Consider the following 22128-nt stretch of genomic DNA (forward strand, 5'->3'; position numbering starts at 1 on the left):
TCGGCTGAGCGTCGGAGGTCCTGGGCGACCGGGGCCTTCGACGCACCGTCTCGGCTCGTCGGCGAGCCGAGACGAGCGAACAGGCAGTTGCCTCGAACGAGATTGAGTGCTAGCAAGCTGCCTCTGGCAGGATATTCACGGCGCTCCGGCGCTTGCCAGTACGAGTCGCGCTTGTGCCTGCTGCGCGGGTCTTTTGAGAACGGATGGTCTGAACGATGAATCCAAGGACGAACCGTGGACAGGCGACTGGGCTCGTTGGCGGCCTGTCGCTCGTAGGGATCCTGCTCTTGAGCCCGTTCATGATGGGGCACGGCTGCGGCGAGAGCAAAGGGAGCGTATGCGACGAGGCGGGAGCCACCGAGATGACCTTCGACGTGACGGGCTCCTGTGGGCCGACCGGCCGCATCACCGTGAGCGCGTGGACCGGCTCGTGCTCGCTGGCGGTCACGGGCGACGATGTGGCTCTCCCGATGAAGGGGAACCGCAGTCATGCCGTCGACCTTGTCGATCTGATGAAGGGGGGATGGTGGCTGGAAGGCGACACCGGCGAGCAAGGCATGCGCTGCGATTTCTTCGAGTCCGGCGGCGGGCTGGAGGCCCGTTGCAACGGCGGGGAGTTCGACTGCACGACTCATCTGGAGGCGCAGTGAGCCGCCGCGGCGACGTAGTCCGCTCGCGGAGCGGCGCAGCGGCGCCGAGGGCGCCTGCCAGGTAGCGCGGCGCCGAGCGCGCCGAAGGAGGCCATGGGAAGGGGAGCGCGACAGGACGGACCATGACGGTGGGCCCGTCCGAGATCGCCGCAGGACGTCGATTCCGGACCGCCCTGTCGCGCTCGAATCGAGATCCCCTTTCGGCTCTTCGATGTTTCTGCTTCACACGACAAGCGGCTTCACGCATCCAACATCCATTGCCGCCGGGGCGCTCGCGCACGATCCGCGGGCTGCGAGGCGAGGGCGCCTTGGCGGCGCCAGACGGCGAGGCTACGTTCCATGATGGCAATCACGATGATCCGGCGCAGCTCCTTGCAGATGGCCTGCGGCGCCGCCGCCTTGCTCTGCGGCGTGCTCCTCGGCTGCGGCGGCGATGAGGTGGATAAGGATGATCCCGTCTACATCGGTGGCACCGGCGGGATCGCGCTCGACGATTTCTTCAACGCGGAGGGCGAGACCTACTGCCGTCTCTCCTATGCTTGCTGCTCTCCCGTCGCCCTCGACAACCCGTTCCTGGCGACCACGGAGGAGACCTGCGCGGAGTTCAGGTCCGTCCTGCAGAGCGCGAGCACGCTGCCGGTCCTGCGCGCGTCCGTCGCGGCAGGGCGCCTCGTCTATTACCCCGACAGGATGCGCGCCTGCATCGATCGACTGAACACCGCCGGGTGCGCCGCGACGGACACCGACTGGCCCTGCCTCTTTGATGCGTTCGAGGGGCAGGTGCCGCTCGGAGGAGAGTGCACCGTCGAGCACGACTGCGAGAACTGGCACTGCGTCAAGCCGGACCCCGACGCCGACGTGGGCACCTGCGCTCCGTGGGCGCCCGACGGCGCAACGTGCAAGACGTTTGGCGAGTGCGACAGCGGCCGGTGCGACATCTTCGGGACCGACACGTGCGGGCCGCGGCTCCCGGTGGGGAGCGAGTGCGTCCTGCATCCGGACTGCGAGACCTATAACTGCGTGGAGGACACTGGGCTGTGCGGGCCGTCGCTCGACGACAACGGATGTCCTGCCGACGGGCGGATGCTCGACAACAAGACGCCGGCGGGCAACTGGTACCGATGAGCGTCGGCCGGCGCATCGCCCCTCGCCGTACGGCCGCTGGATCGAGCGTCGAGGGCGGCGGCCCGGAGGTCGAGCCGCGCCGGCATGCGCGGTGTGGCGCGGGCGCCCGCCGTTCGATTACTCTACGCGCCCATGAGAAAGCGGAGCGGGCGCCTCGCGCCGATGGCCGACGTGTTCGCCGCGAGGAAGCGACAGGCCGTCCCCCATGAGTTCGTGCTCGAGGCGCTCGCGCCGCTCGGGCCCGTGACGCGCCCGATGTTCGGCTGCGTGGCTGTCTATGTGGAGGAGAAGATCGTCCTCATCCTGCGCGACAAGCCCGCGCCCTCGCAGGACAACGGCGTCTGGCTCGCCACGACCGAGGAGCACCACGCGGCCCTGCGCGCGGAGTTCCCGGGCATGCGGAGCATCGAGGTGCTCGGGGAGGGGGTGACCGGCTGGCAGGTGCTCCCGGCGGACGCGCCCGATTTCGAGGAGGCCGCGCTGCTGGCCTGCGCGCTCATCCGGGCCGGCGATCCGCGGATCGGGAAGGTGCCCGGAGAGCGGCGGAAGCGGCCCGCCTCGCCACGGGCCGAGACACCGGCGAAGGTGGCATCGAAGAAGCGGCCCGCCAAAAGGCGGCTGGGGCGCTCGCCGTGAAGAAGGCGGCGACGAAGCTGCGCCCGAAAAGGGCCGCGACCATCGCCGGTCCTCGCGAACGCGCATTCGTGCGATCGCTCACGTTTCGTGAAAAGGCTGAGTTGTATTGATGAGCTACAGATCCGCGGACCAGGACGCGTTGTGGTCTCGGGCGGGCGCGGTCGCGGAGGGACCAGGATGCGTTGTGGTCTCGGGCGAGCGGCCCCGCGTGCCCGGGCGCCTCAGCGCATCGCGTGGCTGCGGGTCATCCGGTTCGCGAACGTCGACAGGGTGAACGTGCCGATGCCAACGATCACCTCGAGCGCCTGCTCGGCGGTGAAGCCGGCGCGGAGGAAGGCGTCGAGCTCGGCGTCCGTCACGTGACCCCGCTCGCGCAGCGTCGCCTCGGTGAATGCGGCGAGCGCCTGGAGGCGAGCGTCGGGCACGGGCGTTCGCTCGAACAGCGCAGCGGCCACCGCGGGAGGAGCCCCCGCGCGGAGGAGCAGCTCGCGGTGCATCGTGCGGCAGAGATCGCAGCCGTTCTCGCCCGCGACCACCATCACCACGACCTCGCGCTCCATCGGCGAGAGGGTCGCCTCCTCGAAGAGGGCCAGGAGATCGTCGAAGGCGCGGACCAGGAGCGGCGAGGTCGCGAAGCGGGCCACGGGCAGCGGCACGAAGCCGAACTTGCGCGCGGTCCGCTCCAGCGCAGGGCGGACCGCCGCGGGCGCGGTGTCGAGCGTGTGGGCGGGGAAATGAGGGGAAGGAGCGGGCTGGCTCATGAGGTGGACGTCCCTGGGTTATTGGTTGTCAATGCAATCAATTGGGTGTCGGAGCGCAGGGTCGAGGGCCGGCGCGGCGCTCAGCCCTCGGGCTCGAGGTTCGCGAGGAGGCGCTGCAGCGTGCGCCGGGTCGTGAGGAGGTCGTCCTCCGGGATGCCGGCGCGCAGCGCGTCGACCATGGCCATGGCCTCGCTCGACAGCGCCTTGCGCAGCTGGCGCCCGCGCGCCGTGAGGTAGACGAGCCGGGCGCGCCGGTCCGTCGGGTCCTGGCGGCGCGCGATCAGCCCGTCGCGATCCATGAGCGCCAGGATGCGGCTCATCGTGGGCACATCACGGAAGGTGCGCTCGGCGAGGTGCGTCTGCGTGACGCCCTCCTGCTCCCACAGCCGGACGAGCACCATCCATTGCTCGGGCGTGATCTCGACGCCATGGGCGCGGAAGCGCCGGTACATCGCGGCGCGGGACGCGAGGTACACGCGCGCCACCCAGTAGCCGAGCGCGTTGTCGAGGATGATCCCCCCCTCGGCCGTGAACTGGTCGCGCATGGTGGACCGAGCGTAACCCCGGCGTGTTGGTTGTCAATGCAATCAATTGTCTCGCGCCCCGCGCTGGGGCGCGCCCGGGGCCGGAGCCCGAGGCGGGTGAGCGCGCCCCCGCCGCGCCGTGGCGTCACGCGCTCGTGACAGCTGTAACCCCTGTAACCCCGCGCTGTTGCGGGCGCGCGACACCCGGCCGAGGTGCCGCCCCGCGCGGCCCGCCCGCGCCCCCGCCCGGAAGCCCCGTTGCGCCGCCCGAGCGGGGCGCAGGGGCAGCCGGCGAGCGCCGCATGCGCGCGCGCCGGAGCTCCGGCACCGCGCTTGCGATGGGCGCTCGTCGACCCCGATCGGCACGCCAACCGACTCACCCACTCCAGAGACGACAAGGAGAAGCATGACGACCATGAACCTCGCCCACGTCCTCGCCTGCATGAGCTCTCTCTCCCTTGTGGCCTGCGTGGCTGGCGAACCGCGAGAGTCGCCCGGAGGGGCGCAGGGCCCGGACCTCGCCGACGCCGGCGCGCGAGACCCGCTCGGCGTCGATCTCGAGGCTGTGGGCCTCTCGGCGGGCGACACGCCCTGCGGCGACGACGCGCACGTCGCCTCGATCGCCGACAGGGTGGGCCGCTACCCACCACGCTGGGCCCCTGCCAGAGCACGGCGGTCTTCACGAACGTGCATTGCGACGCGATCGACGACTACGCTTCGGGCCCGGCGATCGCGGACTCGGTCTCCTGGTGCCGCGTCGGCCCCTTTGCCGGCGACGCGCAGCGCTCCGCCAGCTCCCAGGGCCTGCCGGACGCCTTCGAGGGCCGCCAGACCGTCGCGGCGTGCGGCACGGCGAGGACCAACCTCAAGGGCCATGTCAAGAAGGGGCTCAGCGGCGCGTGGGCCGTGCCCCCGGGGAAGAGCGTGAACATCAGCCCCGGCCACGTCGCGACCGTCGACGTTCACCACCACGACCTGATCGAGTACGACAACTTCGACACTCCCTACGGCGGGAGCGATCTGCGCTTCACCGTCACGCCGAGCGCGGGCGCCTGGTACCGCTACACCGGCGCTTACATCGAATACTTCCCGGTGCCCTGAATCGAAGCCTCTGCGATGGCGTCGCGCCGCACCGGCGCACGCCATCGAATGCCGCCCCGCGCGCCCTGGGCTCACGCCCCCCCGCTCGCAGCGGGACGGGGCGGCATTCTGCCAGGCAAGCTCGAGCGGTTCGCCCAGGTGGCCGGGCACGAGGCGACCTCGCCGTCCTCGTGCCCGCCTTCCTCGTCCGAGGTCTACTCCAGGGCGTTGGCGAACGCGTTCTTCAGCTCGGAGGCGATGTCCCCCGACGACATCTCGCCGGAGTTGACGATGCCCACGGCGTGGTAGCCCGACGGCAGGCGGATGACCGCGGAGCGGGCGTGGGTCGTCCTGAAGGCGTTCGGGACGCTCCCGCTGCGGTTCACCGGGTGCGAGCCGCCATGGTAGGGGCTCGCCTTCCAGCCGTAGAGGTCCTCGAGCTTCGCGCTCGCGATCTCGCTGGACCAGACGAGCCGATTGCTCCGCGTGGCCGAGGAGCCCGTGGGCGAATAGAGCGCGTCGTAGGTCGAGGGGCTGATGAATCCGCTGCTGTGCCCGAGGTACTGGAAGATCGAGGCGAACGCCTTCGACGAGTAGTACCAGCCGCCCTGCGCCTTGCAGTGCCCGGCGAGGACCTTCGAGTTGTAGATGACGCCGGCGTACGGATCGGTCTTCGTCGTGTACGCCCCTGCGATCGTCCACCCGTTGACCAGGATGCCGAGGGCGTTCGGATCCGGGTTGCAGGTGGCCGCGAGGTCGGGGTCGACAGGGTCGAAGATGTAGTGGCGGACGAACGTCTCGTACCACCACCCCATGGCCTGGATGATGTCGTTTCCCGTCGCGCTCCACCCGTTGTTCGCGACGGCGTTGTTGATCGCCGGCAGGTTGGCCGGGTTCCCGACGATCGGGACCAGGTACGTGAGCAGCTTGCTGTTGATGTTGTGGTAGCTCCGGACGCCGTAGTCGCTGTCCTCCACGGGGACCAGGAGCTGAACGAAGGGGTTCGCCGGATCCCCTCCTCGGATGCCGGACCTGTGCTGGAGGAGATCGCGGAACGTGATCTTCCGGTTCTCGACCGGGAGCGCGTTCTTCACCACCGCGGGCAGGTAGTGGCGGATCTCGTTGTCGAGGAAGCTGAGCACCTGCGGGGTGCTCTTCCCTTGCTCCTCCAGCACCTTCACGAGCAAGAGCCCGCCGACCATCTTTGTCGCGCTGCCCACGTTCGCGAGGACATTCCAGGTCATCGCGTTGGAGTGGGTCGCCGCTCCTCCGGACACGCCGTAGCGGAACCCGGTCGTGCGGACGAGCGTCGTGGAATATCCCTTCGTGCTTCCGAAGCGGCTCCGGATCTGATCCTCGTATTCATCGACGTTCAGCTGTGCGCCTTGAGCCGGCGCGCTGAGCCCCGCCGTCGCGGCGACGAGCGACACGGCTCCGAGGGCCTGGAAGAAGGCGCGGGGCTTCGAGCGGTGTAATGATGCGAACATGGGCTTCTCCTTGCGTGACATGGGGGTTGGACCCGCCGAGCCTGGCCCGGGAGGTCGAATGAGACATCCTCGCGAGGCGCGGAGCGGAGCGCCGAGAGGTCATGCGGTGGCAAAGCGCGCCGCGGTCACGGACAGGTGCTCGACGCGCGCCTTGGGCTGAGCGCAATGCACGCCGTGTGCCGGCGTGAGATGGCCGCTCCGACCGCGCCGTGGGTCAGGGACAGGCGCTCAGGGGCGAACGAGCGCCATCCGAATCGCACGCTCGACCGGAGAGGCGTCGTCGCGCCACGGGTCGAGCGCTTCCCTCGGCAGCAAGGGAGGTTGCGCGAGGAATCTGGGCCGGTCGCCGCGCAGGAGGGGCTGCGCCGCGTGAACGAGGAACGGGTGACACAGGTACACCGTGCCAGCCGGTCCAGTCGCGACGGCCTCGGGGCGGTGCGACGACTCGGCGAAGTCGGTGCTGGCGAGCTCGCCGAGGGTCAGCCCCTCCGCTCCGTGAGGTTCGAGCCTTCGGACGATGTCGAAGTGCGAACCAACGCGAAGACGCGTCGGTGCATCCTGGTCACCGACGTCGGAGAAGAGGAAGAGCATGAGGAGCGCACGCCCCTTCGACGCCACGTTGGCCCGCCACTTGAGGAAGTCCGGCTCGCCCTCCGTTCCGAAGCTCACATCGATGTGCCAGCCGCAGTCGCCCGGATCGTCTGGCGAGGGGAAGCGGATCGGGAATGTGCCGAGGCTGCCGCGAGGCATCCAGCGTCCAGGCCCCACGAGCGCGTCGTAGGCCGCGTGCAGCTTCGGTGTGCTGGCCGCCGCACGGAAGAGCGGGTTCGGGATCTCGCCGACACGCACGACGGGGCGCGTCCAGGTGGAGGGCGCGTCCTCCGCACACCCGGTGGCGAGCCACAAGACTCGACGACATGCGTCGGCGAGCTCACGGGGGAAAGCTTCGTCGATCCGAACGAAGCCATCGTGGACGAACTGTTCAATCTGCGCTGCGGACAGCGCGAAATCATGATGAGGCATCTGAGATCTCCTGTTGTTCCAGCTCAAGGCACACGACTGCGCACGACGCGCGCGTCGCGGACGACCCATGAGCGCCGGGATGCGGCGCTCAGCCGAGCAGGAACACGGAGAACTTCATCATCGACGGAGTAGTAACGGACGGCTCGCAGTCCGTCAATGAGGTCCGTCGTCTCGCCGAGGTCGCCGAGGCCCAGCTCCCGGCGGTTCGGCAGCACGCGCATCGCGCCGGGCGTCGACGACTGCGGGACGATGTAGAGGATGCCCGCGTCCTCGGCGATCGTCGGTCGTGGGCCGAGCTTCTGCGCCGCGCGTTCGCGCTCGCGAGGGGGCCCCGCGAGCCCGGGCGCGTCAGCGCATCATCATCACCACGACCTCGCGCTCCATCGGCGAGAGGGCGCGCTCGCGCCGTGACGTGTCACGGATCCAGCGTTCCAGCGTGACATGTCACGGGGGGCGGAACGGTCGGTGCTCGCGCGCAGGACGGATCCCGGAGGGTAACCCCTGCGCCCCGGGGGCAGCGTTCCTCGATGTACAGACTCGCCAGGATCTGGCAACGAGGAAAGGCTCTGAACAAAGGTCGCTCGGCTCGTTCGCATGGCTTCTTCCTGGTACGCTCTCCTCGTGTTTCCCGCGCCTGGTCCGATTGACGTCTTCATCTCGTACGCGGCCGCGAACGAGAAGCAGAAGGACGTGCTCAGAAAACATCTGTCGGCCCTGAAGCGCGAAGGGAAAGTCCGCACCTGGCATACCGGGCGCGTCGGGGTCGGGAGCGATCGAGACGCCGAGCTCGCGGCTCGCCTCGACGCGGCTCACCTCATCGTCCTTCTCGTCAGCGTCGATTACCTCGCCGCCGACGCGCAGTGGCGAGAGATGGAACGGGCGCTCGGGCGCCACAACGCTGGGCGGGCGCGGGTCATCCCCATCCTCCTCGACGCGTGCGACTGGGAGGGCACGCCGTTCTCCGCTCTGGCGCCGCTGCCCCCCAACGGCGTCCCCGTGATGTCGTGGGAGCGCGAGAGCGAGGCGTGGACCTCCGTGACGCTCGCCATCCGGGCCGCCGTCGCAGACTGCACGCACAGGACCACTGCGCCCACCCTGGTGGACACGAGCGCGCCGACGCGGCCGGCACACACGGCACGCACCGAGAGGACACTCGACACGTCCCCACCCGCTGCCGCCCTGCCCTCCGCGGGGACCGGCGGGGCCCCACCCGCGCGACACCGAGGCAGAGCCAGGGCCTCGACGGCAGCTCGCGCGCTGATGGCCATCGTCGTGCTGGGGCCGTTCGCGGCGGTCGCGCTCTTCATCGATCGATTCACCACGACAGGTCAGACGGCAGGCGCGGCGGCGGCGGACGCGGGGCCGGCTGACGCGGGACCGACGGCGCGGCCGCGGACCCCGCCGCCGAGGACCGTGACCGCCGGCGAGCCGGAGCCGCGGCCGCCGCGCGGACCCTAGCGACGGTGTGACGACCCTCCCCAGCGCGAGCGCGCGCGCCGCAGGCGTGACCTGCGAGATTGTCACGCTCACTCCGCAGAGCCAGCGGGCGCCGGCGAACTGGGCAGGGGGGCGAGGGCGCGGAAGGCGCTGCTGGCCGTGATGGACGCGCGAGGGGGACGGCCTCTCGCCGATCACCTTCGTCTCCAGCGCCGATGCCGGACACTTGACGCGGCCTGGGGGTAGTCGACAATGCGCCTATGGCGCGCACCGCTCCGGTCCCGAACATCCCCGCAATCCCTGGCATGAACCCCGGTGTGTGGATCATGGGCGGCGAGGGCGGAGGTGGGGGAGGCAATGGCCGCGGCGGGAGCGGCAGCGGCAATGGGCAAGGCGCTGGCGGTGGCAATGGAGGGAACGACGCGCAAGGGGGCGGCAAGGGCGCCGGATCGTGCGGTCCTGGCAGCGGGGCCGGCTGTCCCAACCCGTCCCACGGCGGCGGGGGCGGCACACACGCCGGCGACCCCATCGACCCGGTGACCGGCCGTGTCTACACGGTCCCTGCGGTCGATCTGGCGCTCCCAGGGCCGCTGCCGCTCGTGATCAAACGAACCTACAGCAGCACCGGCTCAGGTGAAGAGCACGTCCTCATGCGCAGCCCCGCGGGGCGGATCGTCGAGGAGCGGACCTTCGACGGTCGAACGATCCGATCCAAACACGATCTGCTCGGACGCATCGTTCAGAGCGAGAGCGGCTCCGGCGAGATCACCGAGTTCAAATACGACCCCGTCGGGCGGCTCGTCGAGCGGGCCTACGCAGACGGCACGGCGGAGCCGTTGAGTACGACGCGGTGGGACGCCTGCTGTGTGCAGAGTCCTCCGTGTCCGAGACGGTGTTCAGGTATGATGGCCGCGGACGGCTGGCTGCAGAGCTGCACCGGGTGAACGGCCATAACTACGTCGTCGAGAGCGCCTACGGTGCGGCCGGACATCGCACGCGCAGGAGCACCTCCTTAGGATACGTCGAGAGCATGGTGATCGGGCGCATCACGCACCAGCGGGTATTCCGCCCCGCGGGCCAGCCGCGCGTAGGCGAGCCTGCCTGGGCCGGTCCCAGGCCACCTGGGCTCACGGAAGAGCATTATCACGCGTACACGTCCGCGGGCGACCTTCAGGAGGAGTGGGGGCTCGTCGAGGGGCGCATGGGGTACACGTACGATCCGGTCTCGCAGGTCCTGTCCCGGGTGCCTCAGCGCGCGCGCCGAGCTCTTCGGCTACGACACGGCGGAGAACGTCCACGAGGCCGGTCCCCCGGCGCAGCTCTGCAGCCGGCCGTCCACCTCGGCTTTCGCTGACCGGAGGCGAGGCGGACCGCCATGTCAGATGCCATGATTCCCGTCTGGGAGACCTCGGGCTGGTCCGACGCGGAGGTCGGCGTCGCGGCCATCCACGCGCTCAGGGCCGACTGGGCCTCTCAGGAGCGGCTGCGGGAGCTCGCGCTCGCCGCGGAGCCTGTCGCGATCCGCGAGGCGGCCCTCCTCGCCGTGGCGCTCGCGCCGAGCAACCTGCCGGTGTTGCGCCAGGGTGTGATCGCGGCGCAGCACGAGGTGCGTGCCGCCTCGGTCGCCGGCCTGCGCGCGGATCCTCTGGCCCGACCGCTCGCGGCGCACCTCCTGGCGAGTGACCCGTCGTGCGGCGTGCGCGCGGCGGCGGCGACGTTGCTCGCCGGCGATCCCAGGTACACGCCCGCTCTGCGCCGGGCATTCGAGGCGCCGCTGCCGAACCCTGGCGTGGATCCGGAGGCACCTCGGCTCGAGGGCGCACTGGTGCGTGCGCTGGTCAGAGAGCCGGCGGTCGTCGAGCAGGTGAAGGGTCGGCTCGCTGCGCTGGCGAGTGATGTCCGCGATCTCGTGCTCGAGCACCTGTGGGCACGTCCGGAGCAGCGCCCCGATGTGCGCGCCCTGCTCGCGCACGAGGCCGCCCTGGTTCGCGCGTCGGCAGCGCGGGCGCTGCGTCGCGATCCGGAGGCGGCGAGCGCGCTGCTCGACCTGGCCCATGATCCGTCGCCGCTCGTCCGGGCGGCAGCGGTGTCCGTGCTCGGCTTCGATGCGGTGGCGGCGCAGGTGAGGGCAGGCCGGCTCGCGGACGCGAGCGAGCACACGTCGGTGCGCGTGGCGATCGTGGAGACCCTGCGCGCCGGCGAGGAGGAGATGGTTCGAGCGCTGCTGTCCGATCCGAGCCCGACGCTCCGCGGGGTGGCCGCGTCCGCTCTGCGGGACGACGCGGCGTCCGTCGCGGCGCGTCGGGCCCTGCTCGAGGACGCCGCGCCGTTCGTGCGGGCGCGCGCCGTGAGCAGCCTCGCGCGTCAGGATGCGCTGTTCGACAGCGTCATGCCCTGCCTTGGAGATCCGGATCCCCACGTCCGCCGGGCCGCCATCGAGGTCCTCGGTCGATACCCGCCGGCGCTTTCGCTGCTCCGGCGGCACATCGATGCGCGCTCCCCGGTTGGACCAGCCGCGATGCAGGCGCTGCGCGACGAGCCGGAGTCGCTCCCGCTGCTGCGCACGCGCCTCCGTCCGGCCCGGCGCGTGGAGCGGCGGCGCAGGCTGCGCGACCTGGCCCGGGATCCCTCCTCGGTCGCGGGGGTGCGCGCGCTGCTCGACGACCCCGACGTGCTTGTCCGGGCCGATGCGGCCAGCGCGCTCGGCGACGCCCGGGATGAGGCGATCGTGCGCCGGCTCGACGATCCAGACCCGTGGTGGCGTGCGGTTGCGGTGAGGGCCGTCGCCGGGACGGCGGAAGCGCGGGAAGTGCTCCTGCGACGGCTCGGGGACGGCGACGGCGCCGTGCGCGCCGCGGCGGCGGAGGCGCTGGCCGGGGACGAGGCGGCGGCGCCGCGCATCCGGGAGCTCCTCGACGAGCCCGCCGCCGCGGTTCGCGCCGCGGCGATCACGGCGCTCGCGCGAGACGCGGGCTCCGTGGAGCGGGTCGCCGCCACGCTGGACGAGCCCTCGGACATGGACGGGGATCCAGCGCAGCTCGCGGCGGCGCGGGCGATCGCCGGCCGGCCGGAGCTGGCGGGCCGGCTGCGCGCCCTCGTGGAGCGAGGCGACTACGCCGCCGAGGTGACCCGGGTCGCGCTGGAGTCGCTGGCACCCACGGACGCGCCCGTGGATACCCTCCTCGGGATGCTGGACGACGTCCAGGAGCTCGATGCGCTGAGGCTCCCGGCCGCGAGGCTCCTCTGGGCCCAGGGTCAGCACCGCGCCGCGGTCATCGCCCGGATTGACGATCCCAGCCCCGCGCTCCGCGCCGCAGCGCTGGAGCTCCTCGGCGACGACGCGAGCGCCGTCGATCTCGCCCGGGCGCGCCTGCGCGACAGCGACGCGCGCGTGCGCGCCGCCGCTGCTGCCGCCCTGCGCCGCCGCACGCCCACGGACCGGGGTGTCGCGCTCGTCGAGCTCGCGGAGGAGACGCGGGTCGCGACGGAGGGCAGACTTCACGATGCTCCGGTCCTATCGCGATCGGAGCTGCGTTTGGAGGTCGACCCACGAAAAGACGCTGTGATCGCGTGGCTCTGTGCGCGGCTTGCGAGCGACGAACGCGGCGGGGCTATCGCGGCCGGCGCGGAGGTGGCGCGCTCGGAGGTGCCGTGGGGGGTCAAGGACGTGTACCTGGTGCGGCTGCCGTTCGATCAGGAGGAGGCCCCGCTCGCGGCCGGCGTGTTTCCGATGCACAACCTGATCGAGATCTCTGCGGTTGCGCGCCAGCTCACGGCCGAGAGGTCACCGTCGATCTGGCTCGTGTGTGCGGACGTCGCGTTCTCGGATCTGGCGCCGCCGGAGCTCGAACCGGGCACGGTTGCGTGGGGACCCACGTATTTCGGAGTGCGGATTTGCCGCTCGCACTAGCTCGTTCTGGCCGCATGAAGTGCGGTCAGGGCTGGGCGGCCGCTGGACGCGCGAGGCCGCCGCGACGAGGGCTCAGGGGCTCATGCCGGTGAGGTCGATCAGCGCGGCGCGGGCCCGGGTCGGGGTCGTCCCGGTGAACTGCTTCACGTCGCGCGCGAGGTGCGCCTGGTCGTAGTAGCCGAACCGCTGCGCGAGCTCCGCCCAGGTCCCCGAGGCGCCCGCCTTGAGGTGCTGCACCAGCCGGTCGAAGCGCACGAGGCGGGCGAGGAGCTTGGGGGGGACGCCGACGTTCTCGCGGAACAGGTCGATCACGTGCTTCTGGCTGTAGCCGAGCTCGCGCGCGAGCGCCCGCATGTCGACCGCGCCCCCGCGCTCCTCGATCCGCCGCACCGCCCACGGCACAACGCCGAGCTCGTGCCGCGCCTCGTCGACGCGCTCGCCGAGCGCGCGCTCGATCAGGTCGAAGCGCTCGTCCCACGTGGGGAGCTCCTCGAGGCGCTCCGCCAGGCGGTCGTGCTTTCTGGGCAGGAGATCGCGGGCCGAGACCACGCGCCCGGTGAGCTCCGCCATCGGCACGCCGAAGAAGAGCCGCGCCCCGATGGGCGTGAGGTTCACCTGGAGCCCGCGCTGGAACCCGTCGTGCTCGGTCAGCGTGAAGGTGTCGCCGAGCCCGGCGACGAAGCCGCCCGGGTACAGGGCGTGGCGGCCGTCGGCCCCGGCGTCGAACACGCGAATCGGCGGTCCGAACTCGATGATGACGACGACCTGCGGCACCGGGAACTCGACCCGCCGCAGCGGCCCGGGCGCCTCCTCCGTGTAGCCGCTGTAGTCGCGGATGTAGGGGCGGAGCCGCGCCGCCGGGGGCCGGGTCGCGAGCTCCCAGCGGCTCTCACCGGACGTGCCTCCCGTGACCCGCGCACGCTGAGCCAGCGCTTGCATCGAGGGGCAAGCGTAACACGGGACCTCCGCGCCCCGCGCACCGGCGACCCGGATACGTCAGCGGGCGGTCTTACAGCACCTGAACCCGAGGTGGTAATTCACGTGCCACGCGTTCTCCATCGGCTCCACGTGCCAGCGTGGGCTGTAGGAGCAGTGGTCGGGGTACGTCTCCCGGCCCTTCGGCCGGGGCGCGTCGTGCGCGCGGGCGACCTCGACGTAGAACCAGGCGCTCCCCTTGAGCTGGCTGTACTGCTTGCCGTCGTCCCGGTCGCGGCGGGTCATGATCTCGGCCACGTTGCCGTGCTGATCGAAGACCCCGAACCGGGAGCGGCACGCCGGGTGAGCGCCCGCCGGCTCGGTGTCGGTCGCGCAGGTCTCGTAGGCGGAGCGCGCCGTGTCGGCGTCGCAGGGCTTGCCGTCGATGTCGCGCTGCCGCGCCTGCGTGTGGCAGACGGTGAGATCGAGCTCGTCGCCGTAGGCGTACGTCCTCGGCTGGCCGCCCTCCGGGTCGCCGCGGCACGCGAGGCTCCACTCGTCCTCGGTGCAGAGGCGCTTGCCCTGCAGGCTGCACACGGCCGCCGCCTGCGTCGGGCCCGCCCACACCATCGGCAGCTCGCACGGCTTGTTGGGGAACTCGAAGATGTCGATGCAGAACTCGGCCGGCCTCGGCTTCCCGCGCGCGTGCTTGAAGACGGGCACCATGTTCTCGTGGCCGCCGCAGCGCGCGCGCTGCTCCTCCGTCTGGAGGACGACGCCGCGGAGCCCCTCGAGACACTGCTCCTTCGAGCGCGTGTGCCGCGCGAGCGCCCTGTTGCCCTGGTTGATGCGCGACGGCCCGCCCGAGCCGAAGTTCTTCTCCAGGAAGAGCTCGGGGTTCTTGAGCCTGCGCTCGCGCGCCGTGAGCTCCTTCAGCGAGAAGAGCCGCACCAGATCCTCGCGCTCCTCGTAGTGCGTCGCCATCGGATCCCCGGCCGGCGGCGCCGAGCCGCCGTCCGCCGGAGGAGCGCCGGCGGGAGGCGCGCCGGCTGAGCCCGAGGCCGCAGGGCCAGCGGAGGCCGCGGGGCCCGCCGCGGGTGCGGAGGGGCTCGCCGCGGGCGGCGCGGCGGCGTCGCCGCGGCCGCGATCGGCGTCGCCGCGGGAGCAGGCCGGCATGGCCGCGGCGAGCGCCGCGAGCGCGAGGCGCAGGGGACGGGAGCGCTGTGTCACGTGGGCGAGGTCAGAGGGTCGCAGCGACGATCTCGGAGAGGCTCGCCTCGTCGACGACGCCGGTCAGGTACGCCGCGACGTTCCCCTGCCGGTCGATCACCACGAGGCTCGGCAGCTTGTCCACCCCGTAACGGACCGACGCTTCCTTCGCGTCGTCGATGAGGATCGGATACGAGAGGCCCTTCTTGAGGGCGTATTCGCTGGCCACGTGGGGCGGGTCATCCACGTTGACGCCGAGCACCACGAGCCCCCTCTTCTCGTACCGGCGCGCGATCCGGTCGAGGATCGGCGCCTGGACCGCGCAGGGCCCGCACCAGGTGGCCCAGAAATCGAGGATCACCGGCTGGCCCTTGAGCTCGGCGAGCTGCATGCGCGCGCCGGGGTCGCCGTTGGCCGCGACCGGCAGCGTCACGTCGGGGGCCGCTGCGCCGACCATGCCCCCGACCCCGGGCGACAGCCGCGGCAGGATCGCAAGGCCGAAGAGCGCGCTCAGGGCGATGAGCACCGCGACTGCAGGGTAGAGAATCTTACCGGAATTGAACTCGGGTTCGGCCATACGGGGGCCTCGGCTTCATAGCAAATCTTTGGGCCTACGCCCGAGCGCCTCTGGTACGGTCCGGCGCCTCGACCGGCCGGGCGCTTCGTGCCCGGCCCGGGGTCGGAGGCGCAGCGCGGCCCGCCGCGCGACGCCGCCGCCGCCGCCGGTGGGGTCGGGAGCGCAGCGCGGCTCGCCGCGCGCTGCCACCGCCGTTCGGGTCACGTCGTCGCCCGCGCGCTGGAGGAACCATGCTGGATCGTCCGAATCTTTCACGAGAAAATCCCACGGGGCCGCGCGGACGGCGCCCACCGCCCGGGCTCCTTCCGGTCAAATGGGCGGCCAAGTGGCCCCCCGATGACAGCGATCTGCCCGGAGCTCCGCCGGCGCCCGGCGGCGGTGGCTTCGCGGACGACGGCAACTTCAAGCGCGGCCGGTTCAGCCCGGCGTCGATCGTGGTCGGCCTCCTCCTCGCGCTCGGCGCCGCGGGCGCCATCTGGTTCGGCGTCAAGCAGGAGAGCCAGAGGATGACGGTCGACGCCATCGCCAAGGAGAAGAAGAACATCTTCGTCCTGCCGAAGAACGACCAGCTGCCCCTCTGGCGCACGTGGGCCGCCTCGAACGCCGAGCCGTCGCTCCAGCAGGAGGCGCTCATGCAGCTCGCGTGGGCCGGCGACCCCGAGGGCATCACGCTCGCGACGAAGACGCTCTCGCTCCCGGACCACCGCGTGAAGGGCGTCGCCGCGCAGGTGCTCGCCTACTACGGCTCGCCCAAGGCCGACAGCGCCAAGCCCGCGCTGCTCGAGGCGCTCAAGGCCGCCGACGAGAGCGACCGGCCCCAGATCGTCTGGTCCCTCATCGAGCTGAAGGAGCCGGCCGCGTTCAAGGACGCGATGGACCAGTACCGGAAGGGGTTCCTCTCGAAGGTCGAGCGGCTCGGCGGCGGCATGGCCTTCGATCCCGAGAAGCTCGCCGGCCTCGTGTCGCTCGAGGAGCTCGCGAAGCTCGCGACCGACGAGAGCCCGTCGGTGCGGCAGCTCGTCGCGACGGTCCTGTCGCGCAACGCCGAGTCCAAGTGGACGAGCGCGCTGATCTCGCTCGTGAAGGACAAGGACGTCGAGGTCGCGCGCGAGGCCGCGAACGGCCTCGGGCGGATCGGCGACGAGACGGCGCGCGCCCCGCTCCTCGAGGCGCTGTCGAACGCCGACAAGGACAGCCGCCAGCGCTTCCTCGAGGCGCTGCGCGACGGCATCGGCGGCGAGGGGCTCGTCCTCGCCCTCGAGAGCGTGAAGACGGACCCCGAGGAGACGACCTGGTTCCAGACGAAGCAGATCATGGAGATGCTGCGCGAGCTCGCCGATCCGCGCTCGGCCGATCCGCTCGTGAAGTGGATCGAGGCCAAGAAGCCGCCGCTGCACTGGCAGGGCGAGGCGGGGACGCGGCTCGCCGAGGTCGGCGACATCCGCGGCGCCAGGTACATCGGCGAGCGGATGCTGGCCGACCCGCTCAAGCTCTACAAGCTCGAGAAGTTCTGGGAGGCGGACGAGGGCGGGCACCTGTCGCGCACCGACCTGCCGCGCGTCGTCGGCGCCCGCATGCTCGCCGACCTCGCCACGGTCCACGCCGACAAGAGCGCCGAGCTCAAGGCCGCAGCCGAGGCGCCGATCATCCTGTGGCTCAAGGATCGCCCGCAGCCGCACGCGAACGGCCTGCGCTTCCTGGCCACGATCCGCTCCGAGAAGATCCTGAAGGACATGCGCGACTGGGCCTTCCCGACGGATCCGCTCCCCAAGGAGGGGCAGCAGCCGCCGTTCCCGGCGGCGTTCGAGACCGCGCAGAGCGCGCTCCGGTACGTCGGGCGCATGAAGGACGAGCCCTCCTACCCGCGGCTGCTCGATCAGTTCAACCGGAAGAAGGACCCGAAGATGGACATCACCCAGGACGGGCTCCAGGGCGCGGGGCTCGCGATGATGGGGATGGCGCTCCGCGCGGTCGCCTACGGCGCGTCGCAGGGGCTCGCCGAGTGGGGCGACCCGCGCGCCGTCGAGCCGCTGACGAAGCTCATCGAGGACGAGATGTGGCACGAGGAGGCCCGCCAGGCCGCGTGCGAGGCGCTCGCCTGGTGCGCCGACGACAAGGCGATGATCGAGGTGGCGAAGAAGGCGAAGGAGTTCGCGAGCCAGAAGGAGCCGCGCAAGCAGCTCATCGGCGCCTGCTACGCGTCGTCGCTCGCGCTCCGCCCGGTGCCGAGCGCGGCCGGCGAGCTCGTCCCGCTGCTCGTGGCCGACGTCGATCCCGGGGTGCGCATGGCCATCGCGCGCGCCATCGGCATCGGCGGCTTCGACGAGGCGGTGCAGGGGCAGCTCTTCGAGAAGCTGAAGGACGTCGAGGTCCGGAACGCCGCGGCGCTCGCGCTCATCCTCGGCGGCACGAGCGACACCGCGGCGCGGACGGTCGCGATGTACGCCGACTTCGACAAGGCGGCGCTCGACGACCTCAAGGACCACTACTACCGCGCGTTCGGCTACTGGTCGGACGAGGACTTCAAGCGCGGCAACCTCTACCGGTACGTCGCGAACGCCGAGGCGATCACGCGGGTGAAGGTCGCCGAGGCGCCGCAGGAGTGGGCGCGGCAGCGGCTGCAGGCCCAGTTCGACAACCTGAAGTACGACAACGGCCCGCACTCCGAGACCCGCGTCGTGCTGCGCTACCGGCTCTACCAGGCGGCCAAGAGCGGCGACGGCGGGCAGAAGAAGGGCGCGATCGAGACGCTCAAGTTCATGAAGGAGAAGGGCGTGCTCATGGCCCTGCGGCACGAGCAGGGCGAGACCGGCGCGCTCGCGAAGCGCGCGTTCCACGAGCTCATGAACCCGAAGGCCACCGTGGCCGAGGACCTGAGCGCGCTCGCCCCGGCCACAAAGGCCGGGGGCGCCGGCGTGCAGTAGCGCGCGCAGCCCGGCGCGCGGCCGCGCCGCGCTCGGCCGCGCGATCCGGGGGCAGGAGGCCCGGGAGCTCTCGAGGGAGGTCGTCCTCCCCGGGGATCCCGGGCTTCCCTGTTTTTGTTCGGGCTGCGCGGCCGAGGCGATGTCCAGCGCGCATCGGGCTGGCCGGAGCGCCGGGTGTCCGGCGCGTGTCGGGCTGGACAAAACGCACGTTTCGGAAGAGTGTTCGCGCCGAGGTGCATCGTGGCTACCTGGCGTGATGAGCTCATCGAAGCCGTGAAATCGAAGGCGGAGCGCGAGGCGGAAGAGCTCGCGCGGCACAAGAAGCGGGTCGCCGAGGCGCTCGCGGCCGCGGAGTCGGCCGTGTCGCATGGGGCCGAGTCGCTGAAGTTCGCGCACGAAAAGCTGCAGGAGAAGGGGCAGCCCGTCGTGCTCTCGCAGGAGCCGGACAAGCACCGGATCGCGTTCGGCGAGTTCAGCCTGGCGCTGGAGCTCCTGCGCGACTCCGCGATCGTCCGGGTGACCTTCGGCGACGGCAAGCCGCGCGAGTTCGACTTCGCGAAGGACCGCCACATCGCGCCCGCCGACGTGGAGGAGTACATCGGCCGCCGCGCGCTCGAGCTGGTCCGCGCGGCGCAGAAGGCCGCGCCGTGGTGAGCGCCGAGCGCGCCTCGGCCCGTCCGACGCGCGCGGTGGGGCTCCGTTGCGGCTTCGTCGCGGGCCTGCTCGCCGCGCTCGCGGCCTGCGCGCCGCCGGCCGTGCCGCCCCGCGGGGCGAGCGCGCCGTCGGCCGCCGCCGTGGCGCCCTCGGCGCCGGCCTCGATCGACCTCGACCCCGCCGCGGAGGCGCGGATCAAGGCGGACGTCGCGTACCTCGCGTCGCCCGAGCTCGCGGGGCGCGGTACGGGCGAGCCGGGGGCCGAGCTCGCGGCCGATTTCATCGCGCGCCGGTTCGCCGAGCTCAAGATCTCGCCGCTGGGCGGGCAGGGGAGCGACGCGAAGGCGTACCGGCAGGTGTTCGACGCGCGGGTGGGCGCCGACGTGGCGCCGGCGGCGCTCGCGGTGCAGCGCGCGGGCCGGAAGCAGAGCGTCGAGGCCGGCAAGCTGGTCACGGCCGACGGGAGCGCGAGCGGCACGGTCACGGGGGCCGCGGTGCTCGTGGGCCATGGCGTGACCGCGGCGGCGCTCTCCTGGGACGACTACGGCGGCCGCGACATCGAGGGGAAGATCGCGATCGTGCTCGACGGCGTGCCCACGCTGGGCGGCGGCGCGGAGGCGACGGCGCCGGCGGGGCCCGCGAAGGCCGGCGCGGCGCACGCGGGGACCGCGCAGGCCGGCGCGGCGCACGCGGGCCCGCACGGCGCAGCCGCGCACGCGGATCCGCATCACGCGCCGTCTCCGCGGCCGGCGGACGCGCTCCGCGACTTCGGCAGCGTCCGCTACAAGCTCCGCACCGCCCGCGAGCACAAGGCCGCCGGCGTGATCCTTGTCGCGGCGGGCGACGAGCTCCCGCGGGTGCCGGACGACGCCGCGAGCATGGGCATCCCGGCCGTGATGATCACGCGCTCCGCGGCCCGGGCGCTCTTCCCGACGGCCGGGCTCGCGCCGCCGGCGAAGCCCGCGGCCGCGAAGCAGGCCGCCGCGACGCCCGCGGCCGCGAAGCAGGCCGCCGCGAAGGCCCCTGCGCCGAAGCCGCTCGACGGCATCACCGTCGAGATCACGACCCAGGTCACCCCGCGAACGGCGCCGGCGTCGAACGTGATCGGCCTGCTCCCGGCGCGGGACGGCTCCCCTCACGCCGGCGAGTACGTCGTCGTCGGGGCGCACTACGATCACCTCGGTCACGGGGGCAACGCGCACTCGCGCGCGCCCGGCGTGCACGCGGTGCACCCGGGCGCCGACGACAACGCCTCGGGGACCGCGATGCTCCTGGAGGTGGCGCGGCGGTTCGCCTCGCTCCCCGCGCGGCCGGACCGCAACCTGCTGTTCATCGCGTTCGGCGCCGAGGAGATCGGCACCATCGGCTCGCGCCACTTCGTCGATCACCCGCCGGCGCCGCTCGGGGGGATCAAGCCCGTCGTGGCCATGATCAACGCGGACATGGTGGGCCGGATGCAGAACGACAAGCTCCTCGTCGACGGCCTCGGCACCTCGCCCGACTGGAAGCCGATCGTGGACGACGCCGCCCGCGGGCTCGGCCTCGCGCTCGAGTTCGGCGCCGAGGGGTTCGGCGCGAGCGATCACACGTCGTTCACCGCGTCGCGCGTCCCGGTCGCCTTCCTGTTCACGGGCGCCCACGAGGACTACCACCGGCCGAGCGACACGGCGGACAAGATCAACGCCGCGGGCGTCTCGCGCTGCGCGGTGCTCGCGACGCGGATGGCGCTCGCCCTGTCGCAGCGCGACGCGCGGATGGCCTTCACCGATCCGCCCGCCGATCCTCACCGCGGCGGGCGCGGCGGCTTCCGGGCGTCGCTCGGCACGCTGCCGGACTACGTGTACCAGGGGCCCGGCGTGAAGCTCACGGGCGTGCGGCCCGACGCGCCGGCCTCCCGCGCCGGGATGCAGGCGGGGGACGTGATCGTGCGCATCGGCGCCCACGCGGTCACGAACATCCACGACTTCATGTTCGCGCTCGGCGATCTCGAGCCGGGCCGCGAGGTCGAGATCGAGGTGGATCGCGGCGGCACCCGCGTGCCGCTCAAGGTCATCCCCGCCCCCGGCCGATGAGCCCGGGCCCCCGTCGCGCCGCGCCGCCGGCTGCTCCTCGTCGACGGCGCTGGGCCGTGCGCCGGCCCAGCGCGGGGTGCCTCGCCTTGCTGTGGGGCCTCGCGGCCGCGCTCCTCGCCTGCGATCGCCGCGAGCCCGCCCCGACCGACGCCGCGGTCCCCGCGAGCGCCGGCGCAGCGGCGGACGCCGAGCCTGCGCCACCTGACGGCGCCGCCGCGGAGCTGCCCGACGCCGCCACGGAGCTGCCCGACGCCGCCACGGAGCTGCCCGACGCCGCGGCGGCCCCGGATGGCGCGACAGCGGAGCCGCCGCCCGACGGCGGCTCGTCGGACGCCGGGCTGCCTGGCAGCTCCGAGGGGTGCCCGGACGACATGGTCCTCGTCGACGGCGACTACTGCCCCCTGGTCCAGCAGATCTGCCTGGAGCACCACAAGGAGTTCCTGAAGGACCAGGCGAGGCGGACGAACCCTTACGGCGAGACGGAGGGCTCGACGAGCGTCAGCGAGCGCTGCCTCGAGTACAAGCAGCCAACCGCGTGCCTCTCGAAGAAGCGCACGCCGATGCGCTACTGCGTCGACCGGTACGAGTGGCCCAACGAGAAGGGCGAGCTCCCCGCGCTGCTCGTCTCGTGGCGCGAGGCCGCCAAGGCGTGCGAGGGCGCGGGCAAGCGCCTCTGCACCGAGGACGAGTTCAACTTCGCCTGCGAGGGCGAGGAGATGCTCCCGTACACGTACGGGTTCGCGCGCGACGCGACGAAGTGCAACATCGACCGGCCCTTCCGCCAGCGCCAGCTGACGCTCTACCGCTACGAGCGGTGCATGCGGCACCCCGAGTGCAAGGCGGAGCTCGAGCGGCTCGATCAGCGCGTCCCTGCCGGCTCGATGCCGGCGTGCGTGTCGCCGTTCGGCGCCTACGACCTCAACGGCAACATCAACGAATGGGTCGTGCGGCCGGGCCGCAAGTCGCCGGATCGGAGCGGGCTCAAGGGCGGCTGGTGGGGCCCGATGCGCGGCCGCTGTCGCCCGACGGTGGGGTTCCACAAGGAAGAGGATTACGGGTACGAGCAAGGGTTTCGTTGCTGCAAGGATGCGGCTCCGCGGTGAGCGCGCGGTGGCGCCTTCATTTTGAGGGGCGCGTGGCCGCC

18 protein-coding genes are annotated in these 22128 nt (G+C 72.1%); 11 read left to right on the forward strand and 7 right to left on the reverse strand.

The features are described 5' to 3' along the window. Positions 1–215 precede the first annotated feature (215 nt). The 3 genes from WMF17_RS44920 (at position 216) to WMF17_RS44930 (ending at position 2411) form a co-directional block, all read left to right on the forward strand. Positions 216–650 carry a hypothetical protein gene (locus WMF17_RS44920; RefSeq protein WP_437647071.1) on the forward strand — a complete coding sequence of 145 codons (435 nt, stop codon included), beginning with the start codon at positions 216–218 and terminating at the stop codon, positions 648–650. A 339-nt stretch (positions 651–989) separates the two neighbouring features. Continuing rightward, entirely contained in the window at positions 990–1775 is a 786-nt protein-coding gene (locus WMF17_RS44925) for a hypothetical protein (RefSeq protein WP_437647073.1), read from the forward strand. Positions 1776–1907: 132 nt separating this feature from the next. Then, on the forward strand, positions 1908–2411 hold the full coding sequence (locus tag WMF17_RS44930; RefSeq protein ID WP_437599683.1) for a hypothetical protein: 504 nt from the start codon (positions 1908–1910) through the stop codon (positions 2409–2411). A gap of 221 nt (positions 2412–2632) precedes the next feature. On the opposite strand, the gene WMF17_RS44935 is transcribed toward WMF17_RS44930, so the two are convergent. Both WMF17_RS44935 and WMF17_RS44940 read right to left on the reverse strand, forming a co-directional pair. Then, on the reverse strand, positions 2633–3172 hold the full coding sequence (locus WMF17_RS44935; protein ID WP_437647075.1) for a carboxymuconolactone decarboxylase family protein: 540 nt from the start codon (positions 3170–3172) through the stop codon (positions 2633–2635). An 80-nt stretch (positions 3173–3252) separates the two neighbouring features. Next, a complete protein-coding gene (locus WMF17_RS44940; RefSeq protein ID WP_437647076.1) occupies positions 3253–3717 on the reverse strand; it encodes a MarR family winged helix-turn-helix transcriptional regulator in 465 nt (154 codons plus the stop codon). Between the two features lie 666 nt (positions 3718–4383). On the opposite strand from WMF17_RS44940, the gene WMF17_RS44945 reads away from it, so the two are divergent. Further along, positions 4384–4797 carry a hypothetical protein gene (locus WMF17_RS44945; protein ID WP_437599686.1) on the forward strand — a complete coding sequence of 138 codons (414 nt, stop codon included), beginning with the start codon at positions 4384–4386 and terminating at the stop codon, positions 4795–4797. 194 nt (positions 4798–4991) lie between these two features. Here WMF17_RS44945 and WMF17_RS44950 read toward each other — a convergent pair whose 3' ends face one another. Beyond that, on the reverse strand, positions 4992–6263 hold the full coding sequence (locus WMF17_RS44950; RefSeq protein ID WP_437647078.1) for a serine hydrolase: 1272 nt from the start codon (positions 6261–6263) through the stop codon (positions 4992–4994). A gap of 228 nt (positions 6264–6491) precedes the next feature. Next, entirely contained in the window at positions 6492–7286 is a 795-nt protein-coding gene (locus tag WMF17_RS44955) for a phytanoyl-CoA dioxygenase (RefSeq protein WP_437647080.1), read from the reverse strand. A 594-nt stretch (positions 7287–7880) separates the two neighbouring features. Between WMF17_RS44955 and WMF17_RS44960 the strand changes: the two genes are divergently transcribed. The 3 genes from WMF17_RS44960 (at position 7881) to WMF17_RS44970 (ending at position 12633) form a co-directional block, all read left to right on the forward strand. After that, positions 7881–8744 carry a toll/interleukin-1 receptor domain-containing protein gene (locus tag WMF17_RS44960; RefSeq protein ID WP_437647082.1) on the forward strand — a complete coding sequence of 288 codons (864 nt, stop codon included), beginning with the start codon at positions 7881–7883 and terminating at the stop codon, positions 8742–8744. A 284-nt stretch (positions 8745–9028) separates the two neighbouring features. Continuing rightward, the gene (locus WMF17_RS44965; RefSeq protein WP_437647084.1) at positions 9029–9667 is read left to right on the forward strand and encodes a DUF6531 domain-containing protein; all 639 of its coding nucleotides are present in this window, start codon (positions 9029–9031) and stop codon (positions 9665–9667) included. Positions 9668–10110: 443 nt separating this feature from the next. Continuing rightward, a complete protein-coding gene (locus WMF17_RS44970; protein WP_437647086.1) occupies positions 10111–12633 on the forward strand; it encodes a HEAT repeat domain-containing protein in 2523 nt (840 codons plus the stop codon). Positions 12634–12705: 72 nt separating this feature from the next. Here WMF17_RS44970 and WMF17_RS44975 read toward each other — a convergent pair whose 3' ends face one another. The 3 genes from WMF17_RS44975 to WMF17_RS44985 are packed head-to-tail and all read right to left on the reverse strand — an operon-like array spanning position 12706 to position 15283. Then, positions 12706–13572 carry a helix-turn-helix domain-containing protein gene (locus tag WMF17_RS44975; protein ID WP_437647088.1) on the reverse strand — a complete coding sequence of 289 codons (867 nt, stop codon included), beginning with the start codon at positions 13570–13572 and terminating at the stop codon, positions 12706–12708. 57 nt (positions 13573–13629) lie between these two features. Next, on the reverse strand, positions 13630–14778 hold the full coding sequence (locus WMF17_RS44980; protein WP_437647090.1) for an SUMF1/EgtB/PvdO family nonheme iron enzyme: 1149 nt from the start codon (positions 14776–14778) through the stop codon (positions 13630–13632). Positions 14779–14788: 10 nt separating this feature from the next. Beyond that, positions 14789–15283 carry a TlpA family protein disulfide reductase gene (locus WMF17_RS44985; protein ID WP_437599694.1) on the reverse strand — a complete coding sequence of 165 codons (495 nt, stop codon included), beginning with the start codon at positions 15281–15283 and terminating at the stop codon, positions 14789–14791. Positions 15284–15564: 281 nt separating this feature from the next. Here WMF17_RS44985 and WMF17_RS44990 point away from each other — a divergent pair, with 281 nt between their 5' ends. The 4 genes from WMF17_RS44990 to WMF17_RS45005 all read left to right on the forward strand — a co-directional run bounded on the left by WMF17_RS44990 (position 15565) and on the right by WMF17_RS45005 (position 22087). After that, positions 15565–18258: a HEAT repeat domain-containing protein gene (locus WMF17_RS44990; protein WP_437647092.1), complete on the forward strand. Its 2694-nt coding sequence runs from the start codon at positions 15565–15567 to the stop codon at positions 18256–18258. Positions 18259–18498: 240 nt separating this feature from the next. Continuing rightward, complete coding sequence (locus WMF17_RS44995) at positions 18499–18912, forward strand: hypothetical protein (protein ID WP_437599696.1); 414 nt, start codon at positions 18499–18501, stop codon at positions 18910–18912. Next, positions 18906–20984, forward strand: coding sequence for a M20/M25/M40 family metallo-hydrolase (locus WMF17_RS45000; RefSeq protein ID WP_437647094.1), 2079 nt, complete (start codon positions 18906–18908; stop codon positions 20982–20984). The genes WMF17_RS44995 and WMF17_RS45000 overlap by 7 nt, the downstream gene beginning before the upstream one ends. Positions 20985–21040: 56 nt before the next feature. After that, on the forward strand, positions 21041–22087 hold the full coding sequence (locus WMF17_RS45005; RefSeq protein WP_437647096.1) for a formylglycine-generating enzyme family protein: 1047 nt from the start codon (positions 21041–21043) through the stop codon (positions 22085–22087). The last annotated feature ends 41 nt before the right edge of the window (positions 22088–22128 follow it).

It is taken from the genome of Sorangium sp. So ce362 (genome assembly GCF_051519845.1).
GTDB lineage: Bacteria > Myxococcota_A > Polyangia > Polyangiales > Polyangiaceae > Sorangium.